Consider the following 16,071-nt stretch of genomic DNA (forward strand, 5'->3'; position numbering starts at 1 on the left):
CCTCGTGATGGGGGACTGCGCGAGACACGGCCGTGCGGGGCGGGGAGACTACCTGGCCCGGGGCAGACAGGCTCGACGAGCGTGAACAGGGGACCGGGCAGCCCTCTTCCTGAGCGGCCGACAAAGGCTCGACGCGAAACGTCACGCGCCATCCGGACCTGATTCTGTTATCCGCTCCCCATGTCGGACTTCACCCTTCCCGAAGACAAGGCCGAGCGGATGGAACGCGCCGCCCTGTTCTACTCGGACATCGTCCCCCACAACCACGCGCTGGGCCTGAAGCTCCTGGACATCGGCCCCGCCGAGGCCACCGTCGAGCTGCCCTACGCGGACTTCCTCGTCGGCAACCCGGAGACGGGCGTCATCGCGGGTGGCGCCGTCACGACGCTCATCGACGCGGCCTGCGGCTCCGCCGTCATCCTCAAGCTGGGTCGCATCCAGCCGCTCGTCACGTTGGATTTGCGCATCGACTACCTGCGCCCCGCACGCCCCCACGTCTCCCTCATCGCCGTGGCCGAGTGCTATCGCAGCACGCGACAGATTGCCTTCGTCCGCGCACTCGTACACCAGGGTGACAAGAGCAACCCGGTGGCCTCCGCGCAGGGCACCTTCATGCGGCTGGAGGAATGACGTGAGTGACGCCAAGTCCCCCTCCGCCCTCGCCGAGCTGGTGCACCACGTGCGCAAGACGCGCGAATACGGCCAGCTCACCGACGCCATCCCCTACACGCGCTTCATGGGCATCGGCGTGGAGAACCTGGCCGGGGAGATGCTCTGCCGGATGCGCTACACGCCCAAGCTCATCGGCAACAGCTTCATCCCCGCGCTGCACGGCGGCACGCTGGGCGCGCTCCTGGAGTCCTCCGCCATCTTCGAGCTGCTGCTCCAGACGGAGACGCCGCGCGTGCCCAAGGTCATCTCCATCACCGTGGACTTCCTGCGCTCGGGCAAGGCGCAGGACACCTTCGCGCGCGCCTTCATCACCCGCCAGGGCCGCCGCGTGGCCAACGTCCGCGTCGAGGCCTGGCAGGACGACCGCACCCGCCCCATCGCCAGCGCGCACGCCCTGTTCCTGCTCGCGGAGCCCTGAGGCTCGGGGCCCTCCCGGGGACGGAGCCCCTGTCCGCTCCCCTGGTGTTCCCTGGCCACCGGCGCTTCCCCGTCGCCACCTTGCCTCCTGGAGTTCCACTCTCGGGAGGCTGGCGATGATGCGATGGCACGGTTGGATGCTCGTGGGTTCGCTGGTGCTGGGTGGCACCGCGGGGGCGCAGGACAACCAGGACGCGAAGGCGTCGGACACACCGACGACGCAGAACAATGGCACCGGTGACAGCCAGGGCATGATTCGCATGGGCGAGGCGGACGCCATCGACCATGGAGAAGACATCCAGAAGGACCCGAGCGCCTGGCCCGGCACGGGCGGCTCCGGGCAGCCCGACGCGCAGGCCGCGAAGTGGATGCGCGAGGGCCTGCTGCCCATCCCCACCGAGGAGAAGGCCTTCCTGGAGGAGCTGCACCACGCGAACCAGATGGAAGTCCAGATGGGGAAGCTCGCGCAGAAGAACGGGAGCTCCCAGGCGGTGAAGGACTTCGGCGCCCGAATGGAGCGCGAGCACGGACAGGCCGATGAGAACCTGCTCGCGTTCGCGAAGACGAAGAAGCTCCAGTTGGGAGAGCCGAAGGCGGACTCGTCGCTCGCCAAGGCGATGCAGGGCGCGGAACACGCGACGATGGAGAAGCTCCAGGCGCTCCAGGGCCCCGCGTTCGACCGCGCGTTCCTGGCGGCCATGGTGAGCGACCATGACGTGGTCATCGCCAAGGTGATGGCCGGACAGCAGCAGTTCGTCGACAACACCGCGCTGAAGGGGATGCTCGACAACCTGCTGCCCCAGCTCCAGCAACACCGCCAGAGCGCATACCGCCTGCTGGGCCAGGAGACGCCGCGTCAGGCGCGACAGGCTCCGCGCGGCGGACGCTGACCGCACCACGGGCTCGAAGACCGCGAACGGACGACGTGTCACCGGGCCGCGCTTCCGTTCGCGGGCCACCGCCGCACCGAGGCTTCGACGGCGTGAGTCCCCTCCTCTCCCGCGCGCCGCGTCCGAGGCGAACGCAGCCGCGTTCCTTCGCTACGCCGCGCGTCGGGTGAGGGCCCTGGGCCCAGGACAGCAAGCCTCTTCCGCGCGCACGGGCACGGTGGGTGCAACTCCCGGCGCCAGCCTTGCTCCCTCCTGGCGTCCCGGAGAACCCATGACCCAAGCCTCGCGCCCCAACATCCTCCTGCTGACGGTGGACCAGCTGATGTTCCCCCGGTTCGCCTATGGCCCGGAGGGAGGCTTCCTTCCCGGCATCAAGGACATCCTCGGCTTCATCGACGAGGGCGGTGAGGACAATCCCTACCGGAAGTACTTCCCCGGCTTCACCGCGCTGCGGAAGAACGCCGCCGTCTTCCGCAACCACACCATCGCGACCTCCGCCTGCATCCCCAGCCGCGCCGCCATCTACACGGGCCAGTACGGCACGCGCACCGGCGTCACGCAGACGGATGGCCTGTTCAAGAGCGGCGACGCCTCGGCGTTCCCCTGGCTGGAGCCCGATGGGATTCCCACCATCGGCCACTGGTTCCAGAAGGCCGGCTACCACACGCACTACTTCGGCAAGTGGCACGTCAGCAATCCACCGGACCACTCGCTGAAGCAGTACGGCTTCGATGACTGGGAGCTGTCGTATCCGGAGCCGCACGGCTCCTCCGTCAACAACCTGGGCACCTTCCGTGACATCGGCTTCGCGGACCTGGCCTGCACCTTCCTGCGCAGGATGGCGCTGGGTCAGCCCTACAACCGCGCGCTCGCCCAGCAGTCCTATACGGCCCCGCTTGGCGAAGCGCCCTCCACCGAGCCGCAGCCGTGGCTCGCCGTCGCGTCCTTCACCAACCCCCACGACATCGCGACGTATCCCATCCTGCCCCGGCAGCTGGACTCCGAATCGCGCCCGCTGGGCCCGCTGCACGTGCCGACACAGACGGCGCGCTCCGTGACTCCCGTCTCGGGGAGCCTCTCCTTCTTCCTCAATCCCCAGGACTTTCCGCAGGAGAACGCGCACCTGCCTCCCAACGTGCACGACTCGCTCGTCAACAAGCCGAGCTGTCAGCGCGACTACGCGTACAAGATGGGCCTGGCGCTCGCGGCCAAGACGGGGCTCACCCTGTATCAGGCGAACGAGAACATCGACCCCGTCACCGTCACCCTCAACTCGGGCATCCCGTTCCAGCTCACGGCCGCTCCGGACGTGTCCACGCTGCGCTTCAACCAGTACTACACGTGGCTCATCCACGTGGTGGACGCGCACATCGCCCAGGTGCTGCGGACGCTGGATGAAAGCGGCCTGCGCGAGAACACCCTCGTGATGTTCCTCTCCGACCACGGCGAGTACGCCGGCTCGCACGGCTACATGATGGAGAAGTGGCACACCGCCTATCAGGAGGCGCTGCACGTGCCCCTCGTCGTCCAGTTCCCCGTGGAGAAGGACGTCGCTCCGGAGACGCGACAGATTGAAGCGCTCAGCAGCCACGTGGACGTGCTGCCCACGCTCCTGGGGCTCGCGGGCATCGAAGGCGCCGCGCTCGACGCGATTCGCACCGACCTGCGCCTCCACCGCCCGGTGCCTCCCTTCGTCGGCGCGGACCTGAGCCCGCTGGCGCGCGGAGAGACCGACACCGTGACGGAGCCCGACGGCACGCCTCGCGCCGGAGTGCTCTTCATCACCGACGACGAGATTACGGAGACGCTGCCGCACACCGGCGACCCGCACCAGGCGCATGACGATGCGCTGTTCGCCGTGTTCACGCGCTCCGTCGACGCCCTGCGCGAAGGCACCACGAAGGCGGGCAAGGTGCCGGACCTCAAGCCCGGCGCGGTGTGCCAGCCCAACCACGTCCGGTGCGTGCGCACGCCGCGCTGGAAGCTCGCTCGGACGTGGGACCCGTCGGGCGAGCACGCCGACCAGTGGGAGCTCTACGACCTCCAGAGCGACCCGCTGGAGCTGGAGAACCTGCTCGTGTTCGACGGGGCGTTCCCCACGGTCATCTCGACGCTGCCCAAGGGACTCGGCCACGCCGAGGTCGAAGCCGCGGCGCGCGCGACGCACGCCCTGCTTGGGAAGTACGAGACGCAGATGCTGTCACCGTGGCCCGCGTAGCTTCCGCGAAGGCTGTGACGATGCGGCCCGACGGTGTTCCCGTCGGGCCCGTGTCCACCGCGTCGTGGTCTTGAAGGCGTGGGTCAGGGGCTCGTGACGGACACGGTGTAAAGGCCCCGCTTCCCATCGCGGGTCCAGACCAGCAGGTGGGTGGCGCCGGAGGAGAGCGGCGTGAGCAACAACCCGTTCTCCACGGACTGGATTTCGACGAGGTCCGAGCGCCCGATGGCGACGCGACTGAGTCCGGGCAGCTCCAGCTTGCGCGCTTCCCCAAGCAGCATCGGGAAGAAGACGTTGCCGCTGGCCTTCCGCGCGGACTCCACCTCCGACAGGAAGGCCTCGCTCTCTTTCGGAGCGAACTCCGGCTGGAGCCACGCCCGCGCCCACGTGCCCGCTCCGAGGAGCACCACCAGCACGAGCGCCATGACTCCCAGCCACTTCTTGCTCACGGGCGAGGGGCCGGAGAGCGCCTGGAGCAAGGCCTCCATCGAGGGGTGGCGTGCCTCCGGTTCACTCGCGAGCCCTCGCGCCAGCGCGGCCCGCACGTGCGCCGGCAACCTGGGGCCCTTCTTGCCGCGAGCCTCGACGGAAGTCCGCTTCGACGACCTGTCGGGACGCTCGCCGTGGAGGGCTTCGTAGAGCGCGACACAGAAGCTGTACTGGTCACTTCGCGCGTCCACGGCCCTGCCCTGGCGCTGCTCGGGTGACATGTACGCGGGCGTGCCCGGCGTGGTGCCCTCTCGCGTGAGCGCGGTCTCCTCCTGGTCCGTCGCGAGCGGCAGCGTCGTCGTGGAGACCTCGGCGGCGGCGCGTGCATCGCTCTCTTCGCGCCGCCATCGACGGGCGAGACCGAAGTCCGTCACACGAGGACGTCCATCCCTGCCCACCAGCACGTTGGCCGGCTTGAAGTCGCGGTGGACCAGTCCCTGTTGATGCGCGGCAACCAGCCCCGCTCCGGCCGCGAGGAACAACTTCAGCACGTCACGCCAGGGACGTTCCCGCTCGCGCAGCCAGCCCGCGAGCGTCGTTCCTTCCACCCACTCCATCGCCAGGTAGTCCCGTCCATCCACCGAGCCCAGCTCGAAGACAGGCAGCACATTGGGATGGGACAGGCGCGCCATCGCCTGCGCCTCTCGCGACAGGCGCACCCGATTCTCACCCTCGATGCCCTCGCGGAGGGGACGCAGCAGCTTCACCGCGACCCTTCGCTCCAACCTCGGGTCCTCCGCCGCGTACACCACGCCCATGCCTCCCACGCCCAGCAGCTCGCGCAGGACATAGGGCCCCAGTCGCGTCCCTTCGAGCAGGAGTTCTCCCGCGACGCCCGGCTTCTCCCCTTCCGGGGATGGCACCCTCGAGTCCAGCCGCGTGGGCCCCTGAGACAGCCCGCCTGGATTCGGCGCGGAGGCTTCGGCCGCCACCGCGGCGACCAGCGCTCGACAGTCCTCGCAGACGTCCAGGTGCGCGGCCATCCCCGGGACATCCGCCGGAGGCAACACGCCACTCGCGAAGCCGGCGAGCGCGTTCTCATCCGGACACGCCGGGGACGCGGAAGTGGGCAGCGGGCTCATGTGCGTGCGTCGCAACTTCACCACCTCGCCCCCCGAGAAGGAAGGAGAGAGGGGCCCGGCAAGGACTCGGGCCCTCCTCCCCATGCGCCACGACACACCCTCCTCGCGGCCTACTTCTCCTTCGCGGCGCCGTCCGTCACCACGATGGAGTACTCCAGCCGCTCGCCGCTCTTCTTCCACACCAGCAGCTTCGTGGTGCCCGCCTCCCTGCCGGTGACTTCAAGCTGCCCCTTGCCCAGCGTCTTCACTTCCGCCGTATTGACGTTTCCCAGCGCCACCCGCGTCAGGTCCTTCAGGTCGAGCACTCGCTGCTCGCCCGGCTTGAGCTCGATGCGCTCTTCCGCCGCCGCGCTCGTGCCCACCAGCGCCAGCGCCATCAACGTGAATCCCACCAGTCCGTTCCGCATGAGGTGTGTCCTTCCTTGAGTGAACCGAGGCGCGTTTGCCCCGCCTTCATTCCGGTGACACCGCTCCCCGTGACGTGTTGCACGCGGACCGCGAAAAAAGTGGAGAGGGCCTCTGGACCTATCCGGGCCCGGGCTCGCCGCGCAGCAATCCCGACAGGCTCATGTCGAGCTGGCTGCGCACCGCGTGCATCAGGCTGTGCAGCTCGCCCGACGACAACTGGAGGCGCTCCGCGAGCCGCTCCCGCACGCCCACCAGCACCGTCTGCCTCGCTTGCGACATCCAGCGCGACACCGTGGACTTGTGCGCCCGGTACATGACGCCAATGGACTCCAGGCTCACCCCGTCCACGACGTGCAGCCGCAGCACGGTGCGCTCCCGGGCGGACAGGGTCGCCAGCGCTCCCGACAGGGCGTCACGGAAGTCCTGCTGATGACGTCGGCGGAGGTAGTCCAGCTCGATGTCCCGGCCGGCCTCGCCCACCCGCTCGAACATCGTCCCGTCCCCGTCCTCCTCCGCGCGCGCACGCCGGCCCTCCGCGCGCTGGAGGTTGAGCGCCATCCGCACCGCCGCCGCGCGCAGCCAGGCCGCCAGCGGACCTCCTCCCTGGTACTCGGCGATTCTCGGTTCGGCGCCGTCCTGGGCGGGGACCAGGAGTCGCTGACGCAGTTGCTGGAGCACTTCCTTCGCGTCCACGCCGCCACCCCGCACCCGGGAGATGGCACTGGCCACCTTGGGGAAGAAGTGCCGCTCCAGGGCCGCGTGGGCCGCGGGCAGTCCTCGCGCGCAGGCACAGGCCAGATAGAGGTCCGACACGGGCACGGCGGCGAGTGTGTCCGCGGGCGCCTGGCCCGGCACGAGCCGCTGGGCGACATGGCGGAGGAAGTCCTCTTCGGGAAGCACCACGTCCGGCCACGCGTGTCGTCCGGTGGACACCCACGACTCCAGCAGGGCCTCCAATCCGGGCACCTCCGCGCAGCGACGGGCGGCGGGTGGCAGGTGCTGGACGAAGAGGTGCGAGCGGCTGTGCTGCTTCGACATGCACACCTCGGAATGGGCCACCGCCGGTACACACCGGGCTTTCATTGTTACAGCGCGGGCCGCCTTTTCTACAGGCTCTCCCTTAGGTCGCGAGGCTCGATGCGCGTCTCGCCTCACCCCGGAGTCCCCGGTGGATGCTCGCTCGAAGACGGGCTTTCGCGCCATGAGCCAGTGTCTCCGGTGGACAGTGGACCGTTCGAGCGTTCACGGGCGCCGCGGCATGCCGCCTGCTTTCCCCCGCAGGGCATCCGTTCCGGAGGACAGGACGATGAGCGAGCGCGCACAGGCCCAGTTGAGAGCGTTGAAGGAAGCCGCGCAGTTGTTGTTCGTCCAGGAGCGGTACGCCGAATGCGCGGAGGTCCATTCGCGCATCCTTCGGATGGTGCCCAAGGACCCGAACGCGCGGGTGCGTCACGCGGAAATCTGTCGCCGCACGGGGGACCGGCAGGCCGCCATCGCGTCGTATCGCACGGCGGCGGAGCTGTTGCTCGCGCAGGGTTGTGAGGCGCGGGCCCGCGCGTCGCTTCGCGCGGCGCTGGAGCTGGACCCGAGGGACCCGGTGCTCCTGTCGGACTTTACTCGCATGGGACAGGCATCGCTGCCGCCCTCGACGGCGCTGGAGGATGAGCGGCTCTACAGTCACGCGGCGGGGCTCGTCACGGTGAGCGACGCCCCGGTGACGGTGGCTCCGCGCACCCCGGACGCGCGTGTGAAGACACCGCCTCCTCCGCCGCCTCCGTTCGTGCTGCGAGCGGCGGAAGAGACTCGAGTGTCGGGGCCGCTGCCCTCGGCTCCGGCCATTGCGCCGGTGAAGGTGAAGCCACCTGGGCCCGCGACTCGGGCACCCGTGCCCTCCGCACCGACGATGCCGAGTTCGTTTCCGCCGCGCGGTGCGGTCGCGCCACGACAGGTGGAGGCGCCGCGTGAAATCGCCGTGCCCGTGGTGCGCGGGACGCTCGTCGCGGCACGGGACACCACGGTTCCACTGACAGGCGTGCTCCCGACTCCCGCTCAGGCACCTCGCGCCACTACGATTGCGCCCCTGTCTCCCGCGCAGGCATCAACGACCACTATGCGCGCGGCCGTGTCTCCCACGCAGGCACCTCACGCCACCGCAAGCACGTCTCTGTCTCCCGCTCAGGCACCACGCGCCACTACGATCGCGCCCCTGTCTCCCGCGCAGACACTGCCTGCCACCGCGAGCGCACCTCGGCCTCCTGCCCAGGCACCACGCACCACTACAATCGCGCCCCTGTCTCCCGCCCAGGCACCACGCACCACTACAATCGCGCCCCTGTCTCCCGCGCAGGCACCTCACGCCACCGCGAGCGCACTCCGGTCTCCCGCCCAGGCACTGCACGCCACCGCGAGCCCGCCCTTGTCTCGCGCGACAGTGCTGCACACCACCGCGAGCGCGTCCATGTCTCCCGCCCAGGCGCTGCACACCACCGTGAGCGCGTCGGCTCCCGTGCCTCGCGAGACACCCAAGGTCGAGGTGAGCGCGAGTCTCTGGACCACCGGTGGCCCCGTGACGGTGACGCCCGTGGCAACCTATCGGCCCGAGCTTCGGTGGCTGAGCCCCAACAGCGTGGCGATGAGAGTCTCGCCTCAGTCCCACTGGGTCATCATCCGCGCCGAGGGACCGCTGTCGTTGAGTCGCGCGGAGGCCCTCCCGTTGCCCCCTCGAGACGTGGCCTCACACCCCCGCGACGAACCCCTCTCGGACAGCACTCCGCTCATCGCGCACTGACGCGGACACCGCCAACCCGCGGTCAACACTGGCGGGTTCGGCGACCTCTCCTGGCAACCGACCTGCCCTCGCGCTCGCGACTCCACGGTGCGCCGGTCCCAGCAGTGAATCCTGGCGCTGAAGCTTGCCCCTCGCGGTCCCCGCCGACCACGATGCACGTCACCGCCATGACGCCCCTCACCCTTCGCGAGACGCTCGCCTTCGTCGCTCCCGCCCTCTCCACGCGGCGCCGTGTCCTGGAAGTCGGCTGCGGTGACGGCTCCCTCGCGGGCCAGCTCGCCGCCCAGGCCCATGACGTCGTCGCCATCGACACTCGCCTGCGCGACACGCCACGCTCACCGCGCGTCCGCTTCGAGGAAACAGACCTGCTGCGCTTCACCTCCGAGCAGCCCTTCGACGCCGTCGTCGAGGTGACCGTCCTCCACCACCTCACTCCGCTCGACGCGAGTGTGGCGCGGCTGCGCGAGCTGCTCGTCCCCGGAGGTGTGCTCGTCGTGGATGACTTCGACCTGGCCGCGCCGGACGAGGCCACCGCGCGCTGGTACTACGACACCCAGGACCTGTTGGCCGTCGCCGGACGCTTTCCCGCCGAGGCCGTCCACGGCGCCCCCTCCGAACCACCCCTGGAGCGCTGGCACCACGAGCATGAGCACCACGACGAGCCACTCCACACCGGAGCCGCGATGCTCACCGCGCTCCGCGACGGAGGCTTCGAGGTCTCCCAGGTGGCTCGCGGACCCTATCTGTTCCGTTATCTGGCGAGAGGCGCCATCGAGGCCCACGACAACACCGTCTCCGGTGAGCGCGTGGCCGAGCACCTGCTCACCGTCGAGCAACGTCGTCTGGACGAGCACTCGCTCCAGCCCGTGGGCCTGCGCATCCTCGCCCATCGTCGCTGACACGCGTCTGGCGGAGCGCCTCCACGACACGGAGGCGCATCCAGCCTTCACACCAGGACTTGCGCGGCGCTCGCGGGCTACATCGGCACGGACTTCTTCGGGTCGAAGCGCTTCTTCTCGTGCGTCGCCGGAGGCTGCACGGCCTTCTCCTGCTCCGTCGTCTTCGCCGGCTCCGACTCGCGGCTCTCCAGCACCGGAGCCTCCGCCTTCTCCTCCGACACCTGCGCCTTCACCGGCGCCTCGCAGTGCTCACCCTTCCGGTTGGGATGGCAGTGCCGAATCCCATACACGTGGTGACAACCGCACGCATCGACGCGCTTCTTCGCGCAGATGGACGGATTGAACACCGGCCCCGCCAACGTATCCGCCGGCACCGCCTGCAACGCCACCGCCAGGAACATCCCACCGAGGAAACCCATCGCCCACCCCCTGCCTGGATGGATGATGGATGGGCCTGGGGCCGGAATGCGGCAAGTCCTCCGCCGATCCAATTCCCGCGCTTCGCACGCGAGCCGACTTTCGGTCGACTGTCCGCGTGTGCGATGCGGGCCTCGGGGCCACCACGAGGATGCGTTGCCGACGTCGAGACGGCAACAGCACCCGCCCTTCTTCATCGTCCCAAGGTCCGGGGCAGCCGCCACCCACGCACCGCGTCGAGCCCTGGCGCCCTCCCCCGTTCTCCGAGGGAAAACCCCGGAAATTCGCTCGCTTTCCCGCCCGCTCTCCCAGCATCCTCGGAGGCTCGGACAAACCCGGGCGCCCGGGTCAGCTTCTTTCGGACGCTCCCGTCCCTCGCGCGTGTTCACCCCTGTCCAGGGGCGTCAGGGGAGTCAAAGCCATGAGTTGGAAGCAGCGTTTGGAAAAGGCCGCCGAAGGCCATTACGTCCTGCCGAAGACCAAGACCATGAAGGTCGACGCGGACCTGTTCCTCTCCGACAAGCTCCTGTGGGGAGAAGGCCCCGACTTTCCCGGCATGGAGGACGCCGTCTTCGACCAGGTGGTCAACGCCGCGTCCTTCCCCGGCGTCACCCGCGTCGCCGTCACCCCTGACTGTCACGTGGGCTACGGCGTCCCCATCGGCACCGTGGTGGAGACCGACGGCATCCTCCTGCCCACCGCCGCCGGCTACGACATCGGCTGCGGCATGGTGCAGCTCCAGACCTCCCTCAACGCGGAGGACGTCGCGGACCCGGCGAAGCGCCGCCAGTGGATTGAGCAGGTCACCCGCCGCATCGCCGTGGGCGTGGGCGCCAGTCGCGTGCAAGCGCAGCGCAAGGTGTCCGACCGAGCCTTCGCGGAAGTCGTCCGCCACGGCGCCAAGGCCCTGGGCCGAGGCTCCGCCATCACCGAGCGCGACTTCATCCCCGTGGAAGACGACCGGGTGGACATCCCCGACCGGGCCTACGAGAAGCGCGGCCAGTTGGGCAGCCTGGGCGGTGGCAACCACTTCACCGAGATGCAGGTGGATGAAGAGGGCCGCGTCTGGGTGATGCTCCATACCGGCAGCCGGGGCTTCGGGTGGAACATCGCCAAGACATTCTTCGTCAAGGGCGCCGCCCAGTTGGGCCTGAAGAGCCGCAGCGAGGACTTCGTCTGGCTCGACGCCGACAGCCCGATGGGCCGCGAGTATTGGAACCTGCACAACATGGCGGCCAACTTCGCCGTGGCCAACCGGCTCATCATCGGTGAGGCCGTGTGCGCCGCGCTGGAGGACGTCTTCGGCGGCACCGCGAGCGTCTATTACGAAATCTCCCACAACCTCATCCAGAAGGAGGCCGGGAAGTTCGTCGCCCGCAAGGGCGCCACGCGCGCGTTCCCCGCGGGCCACCCCGCGCTCAAGCGCACCACGTGGGAGGACACCGGCCACCCCATCCTGATTCCAGGCTCCATGGAGACCGGCAGCGCCATCCTCTTCGCCGAAGAGGGCGCGTCCAAGTCCATCTACTCGGTGAACCACGGCTCCGGCCGGCGACTGTCCCGAGGCGAGGCCCGGCGCGTGCTGGACCAGGGCGCCACCGACGCGCGCATGGCGGAGTCCGGCATCATCCTCAACACCCGCCAGACGCCGCTCGACGAGTCCGGCCCCTGCTACAAGAACCTGGACGACGTGCTGGAGACGGTGGAGATGGCGGGGCTCGCCCGAGTCGCCCGGCGCCTCAAGCCCGTCGCCTGCATCAAGGGCGCGGATTGACCCACACGCGAGGGGCGCGTGGACTTCCCAGGGAGCCTGCTACAGTGCCGGCCCTCTGGAGTCCCAAGAATGACCTCGCCGTCCCCTGCCGCCCGCGTCCCCCCGTCGGGCCCCCGTGAGGCCGAGCTGGCTCGCGCCGAGAGCGAGCTGTCCGCCCAGGAGTCCCGCCTCGCGGAGCAGGTGACGCGCGCCCTCGCCGACGCCGCCGCCCTCACCTCCCGACTCGACGGCGTGCGCGCCGCGCTGGCCCGTGCCCACCAGGAACCCGACGCCGACCCGCAGGTGGGCGAGCAGGCGGCCAGGCTCCAGGCCGCTCGCGTGCCGTCCCTGGACGTGGAGGCCGCGCGCGCGAAGGCGCTGGAGGCGCGCGAGAAGGCCCTGGAGGCGCGCAAGCGGATGGGGACGGAGGTGCAGGCCGCGCTGCGCATCCAGCAGGAGCAGACCGCGCAGGTGTCACGCGCCGTGGCGGACGCGGAGGCCGCGCTGAAGCAGCAGGTGGAGGCCAGCGCCGCGCGGACCCGGGCCCGACAGGAGGCCGCCACGCGCGCGCAGCAGGAGGCCGCTCGCGTGCGTCAGGCGGAGCTGGCGCAGGCCGCCGCCACGGTGAAGTCCCAGGGACTGGCGCTGCCCTCCCCCCCGGCGCGGGGAGCGGCGAGCGCGGACGGCCAGGAGGCCCGGCGCAACGGGCGCGTGCGGATGCACACGTCCATCGACATGCGCAGCGACTCCAACTTCTTCACCGGCTTCTCGATGGACATCAGCGAGGGCGGCGTCTTCATCGCCACGGTGGACGCGGTGCCTCGCGGCACGCAGGTGGAGCTGGACTTCACGCTGCCGGGTGGCCGGCCCATGAAGGTGACGGGCGTGGTGCGCTGGGTGCGCGAGTCCAATCCCCGCATGCCGGAGCTGATGCCCGGGGTGGGCGTGCAGTTCACCGGACTGCCGCACGAGGTGGCCTCCGTCATCTCCTCGTTCGTCATCACGCGGGACCCGATGTTCTATCCAGACTGAGTCAGGCCTCACCCTTCGTCGGGTAGTCGACCCAACCTCGCGCGAGGTGTCCATGAGCGGCGGTGTCTGGATGGAAAGACAGACATCCGTCCCGGGCCTCGTGCATGGTGGCTTCAAGACTCCGCGTCCTGATAGGAGAGACCCCGGAATGAGCGCACCCCCCCGAAGCCCCAGCTCCAGTTGCGCGCGCCCGCCCCGCTGGGACTCCCGCCGCCGCGTCGAGACCGACACCGCGGAGGCGGAAACGAATGAAGTGAGCACACACATGGCATCGCCGAGCGTGGACAAGGTCAACCTTGCCCAGAAGCTGACCCTGTTCTCCGAGCACTGGTCCCCCAAAGTGGTGGGTGAGCTGAACGGACAACACGTCCGGCTGGCGAAGCTGATGGGCCCCTTCACCTGGCACCACCACGAGCACGAGGACGAGCTGTTCCTGGTCATCCACGGCCGGCTGCGCATGGAGCTGCGCGAGCGCACCGTCGAGGTGGAGCCCGGCGAGTTCATCATCATCCCCCGGGGCGTGGAGCACCGGCCCGTCGCGGAGGAGGAGGTCCATGTCCTCCTCTTCGAGCCGGCCACCACCCTCAACACCGGCAACGTCCGCGAGGAGCGCACCGCGGATACGATGGAGAAGCTCTAGCCTAGGTCGCCCCGGGCGGCGCCGGCTCCATGGCGTCGTCCTCCAGCTCCGCGCCCAGCTCCATCAATGGCAGCTCCACCGTGAAGGTGGAGCCCTCGCCCGGCGTGCTGTCCACGTGGACGGAGCCCGCGTGCGCGTCCACCAGTTGCCGGACGATGTAGAGCCCCAGTCCGAAGCCCGCGTGGCGGCCCGCGGAGGGCACCCGCTCGAAGCGGTCGAAGATGCGCCGCTGCGACTCCAGGGCGATGCCCTCGCCGAAGTCGCGCACCACCAGCCGCGCCCGCGCCAGCCCCGCGCGCTCCACCCGCACCACCACCGGATGTCCCGCGCCGAACTTCAGCGCGTTGGACACCAGGTTCGTCACCACGCGGTCCAATCGCAGCCGGTCCCACTGGCCCACCAGCCCCAGCTCCGCGTCGAAGACAAACTTGCTGCCCACCTCCGCGGCGTGCGCGGCGAAGCGCTCCACCACCTCGTGCGCCAGGTCCGCCAGGTCCACCGGCGCCACGTCCAGCACCAGCCGCCCCGAGGACAGCCGCGACAAGTCCAGCAGGTTGAGCAGCAATTGCCCCAGCCGCTGCGTCTGCTTCAGCGCCGTGCCCAGGCCGTCACGCACCTTCTCCCGCTCCACCGACTGGTCCGTGCGCAGCAGCCTGCGCAAGAGCAACTGGAGCGTATTGAGTGGATTGCCCAGGTCATGCGCCGCCACGCCGATGAGCTCCACCGCCTCGCGCGCCTCGCGCAAGAGCCGCGCGTTGTCCAGCGCCAGCGCCGCGCGCCCGGCCAGCTCCTCCATGAAGACCTGGTCCGACAGCGTCAGCCGCCGCTCCGGCAGGGACATCAGCAGCACCAGCACCCCCTGCGTCCGCTCTCCGGCGCGCAGCGGCACCGCCAGGTACGAGCGCACGCCCACCTGCTCCATCAGCCTCAAGTGCTCCGCGTCCTGCGCTCCCTGCGTCAGCATCTCCGGCGACACGTCCGGCACCCACTGGGAGCGCCCCGTGCGCACCACCTGCCAGAGGCCCTGGGGGACATCCGGCGGAGGTTGGTAGCGCCGCACCGCCTCCCACAGCGAGGGCTCCTTCTGCGCCACCACGTGCTTCACCGCCCGGGGCCGCAGCTGGCCGGACGGGGTCAGCATGTACAGCAGACAGACATCCGCCACCTCCGGCACCATCATCCGCGCCAGCTCCGCCACCATCAGGTCCGGGTCCAGGTACTGCTGGAAGACGCGGCCGGCCTCCGCGAACAGCCGCTGCGTGCGCTCGGCGCGCTGCCGCTCGGTGATGTCGCGCGTCACCGCCGCGTAGCCCCGCACCTCGCCGTCGTCGTCGAGCAGCGTGTTGATGAGGGCCTCCGCGAAGAAGTGCGTGCCGTCCTTGCGCGTGCGCCACCCCTCCGTGCGCAACCGCCCGTCCCTCCGCGCGCGCGCCAAATCTTTCTCCGGCAGCCCCAGCGCCACCTCGTCCGGGGGGTAGAAGCGGTCCACCGACTCGCCCACGACCTCCGCCGCCTGATAGCCGGTGATGCGCGTGGCGCCCGGGTTCCAGCTCGCCACCCGGCCCCGCTCGTCCAGCAGCAGCAGCGCGTAGTCCTGCACCCCCTCGACGAGCAGTTGGAAGCGCTTCGTGCTGGCCTCGGCCTCCGCCCGCAAGGGACGCAGCCGCCGCAACAACACCCACGCCAGCACCCCGGCCAGGGCCAGGCCCAGGCTCGCCGCCACCAGGGTGAGCACCAGCACCCGCTCGTCCACCCCCACCGCAGCCTGGATGCCCAGCGCGAGCCGCTCCTCCACGCTCGCGGAGAGCTGCTGGAGCGATTCATAGGCGCGCAGGCGCGTGTCCCCCACCCGCTCCTCGAAGAGGGCCTCCAGCCGAGCGCGGGGCACCTGGCTGGCATGCGCCACCACCAGCTCCCGCACGGCCTGCTCATGCTCCTGCTCCGCGCGCATCACGGACTCCAGGAGCGACGCCGAGGGCTCCGTGCCCAGCCGGGGCTTCAGCCGCTCATAGGTGGCGATGAAGCGCTCGCGCGACGCCACCATCTCCTCGGCGAAGAGCGCGTCACCCGACAGCGCATAACCCCGCTCGCTGGACACCTTGTCGCTGAAGGCCCGGCGCAGGCGCTCCACCTCGAGCAGGTCCATGGACAACTCGAGCAGGCTCGCCTTGTGGCCGGAGCGCACCGACAGCAGCGCCACCGCCGACGTCACCGCCAACGCCAGCGCCACGAGCAGGGACGCGATGAAGCCAGCGCCGACGCGCTGTGAGAACGTCCACGGCCGCCCCACGCCGCCCCCCTCCGGACATCAGCCTCCAGCCCGAACCTCACCCAGCCCACAAGGTGGCGCTGCCGGCCATGAGCCC

At 70.0% G+C, this 16,071-nt stretch carries 14 protein-coding genes; 9 read left to right on the forward strand and 5 right to left on the reverse strand.

What is annotated here, in order from left to right:
• Nucleotides 1–180 precede the first annotated feature (180 nt).
• From HUA75_RS29255 to HUA75_RS29270, 4 genes are all read left to right on the forward strand, one after another.
• Nucleotides 181–630: a PaaI family thioesterase gene (locus HUA75_RS29255; RefSeq protein ID WP_141641895.1), complete on the forward strand. Its 450-nt coding sequence runs from the start codon at nt 181–183 to the stop codon at nt 628–630.
• 1 nt (nt 631) lies between these two features.
• Nucleotides 632–1,090 (forward strand): PaaI family thioesterase, encoded by a 459-nt coding sequence (locus HUA75_RS29260; RefSeq protein WP_141641894.1) that lies wholly within the window; start codon nt 632–634, stop codon nt 1,088–1,090.
• A gap of 115 nt (nt 1,091–1,205) precedes the next feature.
• Nucleotides 1,206–1,979, forward strand: a complete 774-nt coding sequence (locus HUA75_RS29265; RefSeq protein ID WP_174488237.1) for a DUF4142 domain-containing protein — start codon at nt 1,206–1,208, stop codon at nt 1,977–1,979.
• A gap of 271 nt (nt 1,980–2,250) precedes the next feature.
• A complete protein-coding gene (locus HUA75_RS29270) occupies nt 2,251–4,197 on the forward strand; it encodes a sulfatase-like hydrolase/transferase (RefSeq protein ID WP_174488238.1) in 1,947 nt (648 codons plus the stop codon).
• Nucleotides 4,198–4,280: 83 nt separating this feature from the next.
• Here the strand turns inward: HUA75_RS29270 and HUA75_RS29275 are convergent, their stop codons facing one another.
• The 3 genes from HUA75_RS29275 to HUA75_RS29285 all read right to left on the reverse strand — a co-directional run bounded on the left by HUA75_RS29275 (nt 4,281) and on the right by HUA75_RS29285 (nt 7,214).
• The gene (locus HUA75_RS29275; protein WP_174488239.1) at nt 4,281–5,768 is read right to left on the reverse strand and encodes a protein kinase; all 1,488 of its coding nucleotides are present in this window, start codon (nt 5,766–5,768) and stop codon (nt 4,281–4,283) included.
• Between the two features lie 110 nt (nt 5,769–5,878).
• Nucleotides 5,879–6,175 (reverse strand): pilus assembly protein N-terminal domain-containing protein, encoded by a 297-nt coding sequence (locus HUA75_RS29280; RefSeq protein WP_174456033.1) that lies wholly within the window; start codon nt 6,173–6,175, stop codon nt 5,879–5,881.
• A 118-nt stretch (nt 6,176–6,293) separates the two neighbouring features.
• Entirely contained in the window at nt 6,294–7,214 is a 921-nt protein-coding gene (locus HUA75_RS29285; RefSeq protein WP_174488240.1) for a sigma-70 family RNA polymerase sigma factor, read from the reverse strand.
• Between the two features lie 268 nt (nt 7,215–7,482).
• On the opposite strand from HUA75_RS29285, the gene HUA75_RS29290 reads away from it, so the two are divergent.
• Nucleotides 7,483–8,964: a lipopolysaccharide assembly protein LapB gene (locus HUA75_RS29290; RefSeq protein ID WP_174488241.1), complete on the forward strand. Its 1,482-nt coding sequence runs from the start codon at nt 7,483–7,485 to the stop codon at nt 8,962–8,964.
• 167 nt (nt 8,965–9,131) lie between these two features.
• Entirely contained in the window at nt 9,132–9,863 is a 732-nt protein-coding gene (locus HUA75_RS29295; protein WP_174488242.1) for a bifunctional 2-polyprenyl-6-hydroxyphenol methylase/3-demethylubiquinol 3-O-methyltransferase UbiG, read from the forward strand.
• Between the two features lie 77 nt (nt 9,864–9,940).
• Here the strand turns inward: HUA75_RS29295 and HUA75_RS29300 are convergent, their stop codons facing one another.
• Nucleotides 9,941–10,282, reverse strand: coding sequence for a hypothetical protein (locus tag HUA75_RS29300; RefSeq protein ID WP_141641886.1), 342 nt, complete (start codon nt 10,280–10,282; stop codon nt 9,941–9,943).
• 419 nt (nt 10,283–10,701) lie between these two features.
• Here HUA75_RS29300 and HUA75_RS29305 point away from each other — a divergent pair, with 419 nt between their 5' ends.
• The 3 genes from HUA75_RS29305 (at nt 10,702) to HUA75_RS29315 (ending at nt 13,705) form a co-directional block, all read left to right on the forward strand.
• Nucleotides 10,702–12,054, forward strand: a complete 1,353-nt coding sequence (locus HUA75_RS29305) for an RtcB family protein (protein ID WP_141641885.1) — start codon at nt 10,702–10,704, stop codon at nt 12,052–12,054.
• A gap of 69 nt (nt 12,055–12,123) precedes the next feature.
• Complete coding sequence (locus HUA75_RS29310) at nt 12,124–13,065, forward strand: TIGR02266 family protein (RefSeq protein WP_174488243.1); 942 nt, start codon at nt 12,124–12,126, stop codon at nt 13,063–13,065.
• 265 nt (nt 13,066–13,330) lie between these two features.
• Complete coding sequence (locus HUA75_RS29315) at nt 13,331–13,705, forward strand: cupin domain-containing protein (protein ID WP_246137086.1); 375 nt, start codon at nt 13,331–13,333, stop codon at nt 13,703–13,705.
• Between the two features lies 1 nt (nt 13,706).
• Here the strand turns inward: HUA75_RS29315 and HUA75_RS29320 are convergent, their stop codons facing one another.
• On the reverse strand, nt 13,707–15,995 hold the full coding sequence (locus tag HUA75_RS29320) for an ATP-binding protein (RefSeq protein WP_174488244.1): 2,289 nt from the start codon (nt 15,993–15,995) through the stop codon (nt 13,707–13,709).
• Nucleotides 15,996–16,071: the final 76 nt, after the last annotated feature.

The organism is Myxococcus sp. CA040A (assembly GCF_013336725.1).
Lineage (GTDB): Bacteria > Myxococcota > Myxococcia > Myxococcales > Myxococcaceae > Myxococcus > Myxococcus llanfairpwllgwyngyllgogerychwyrndrobwllllantysiliogogogochensis.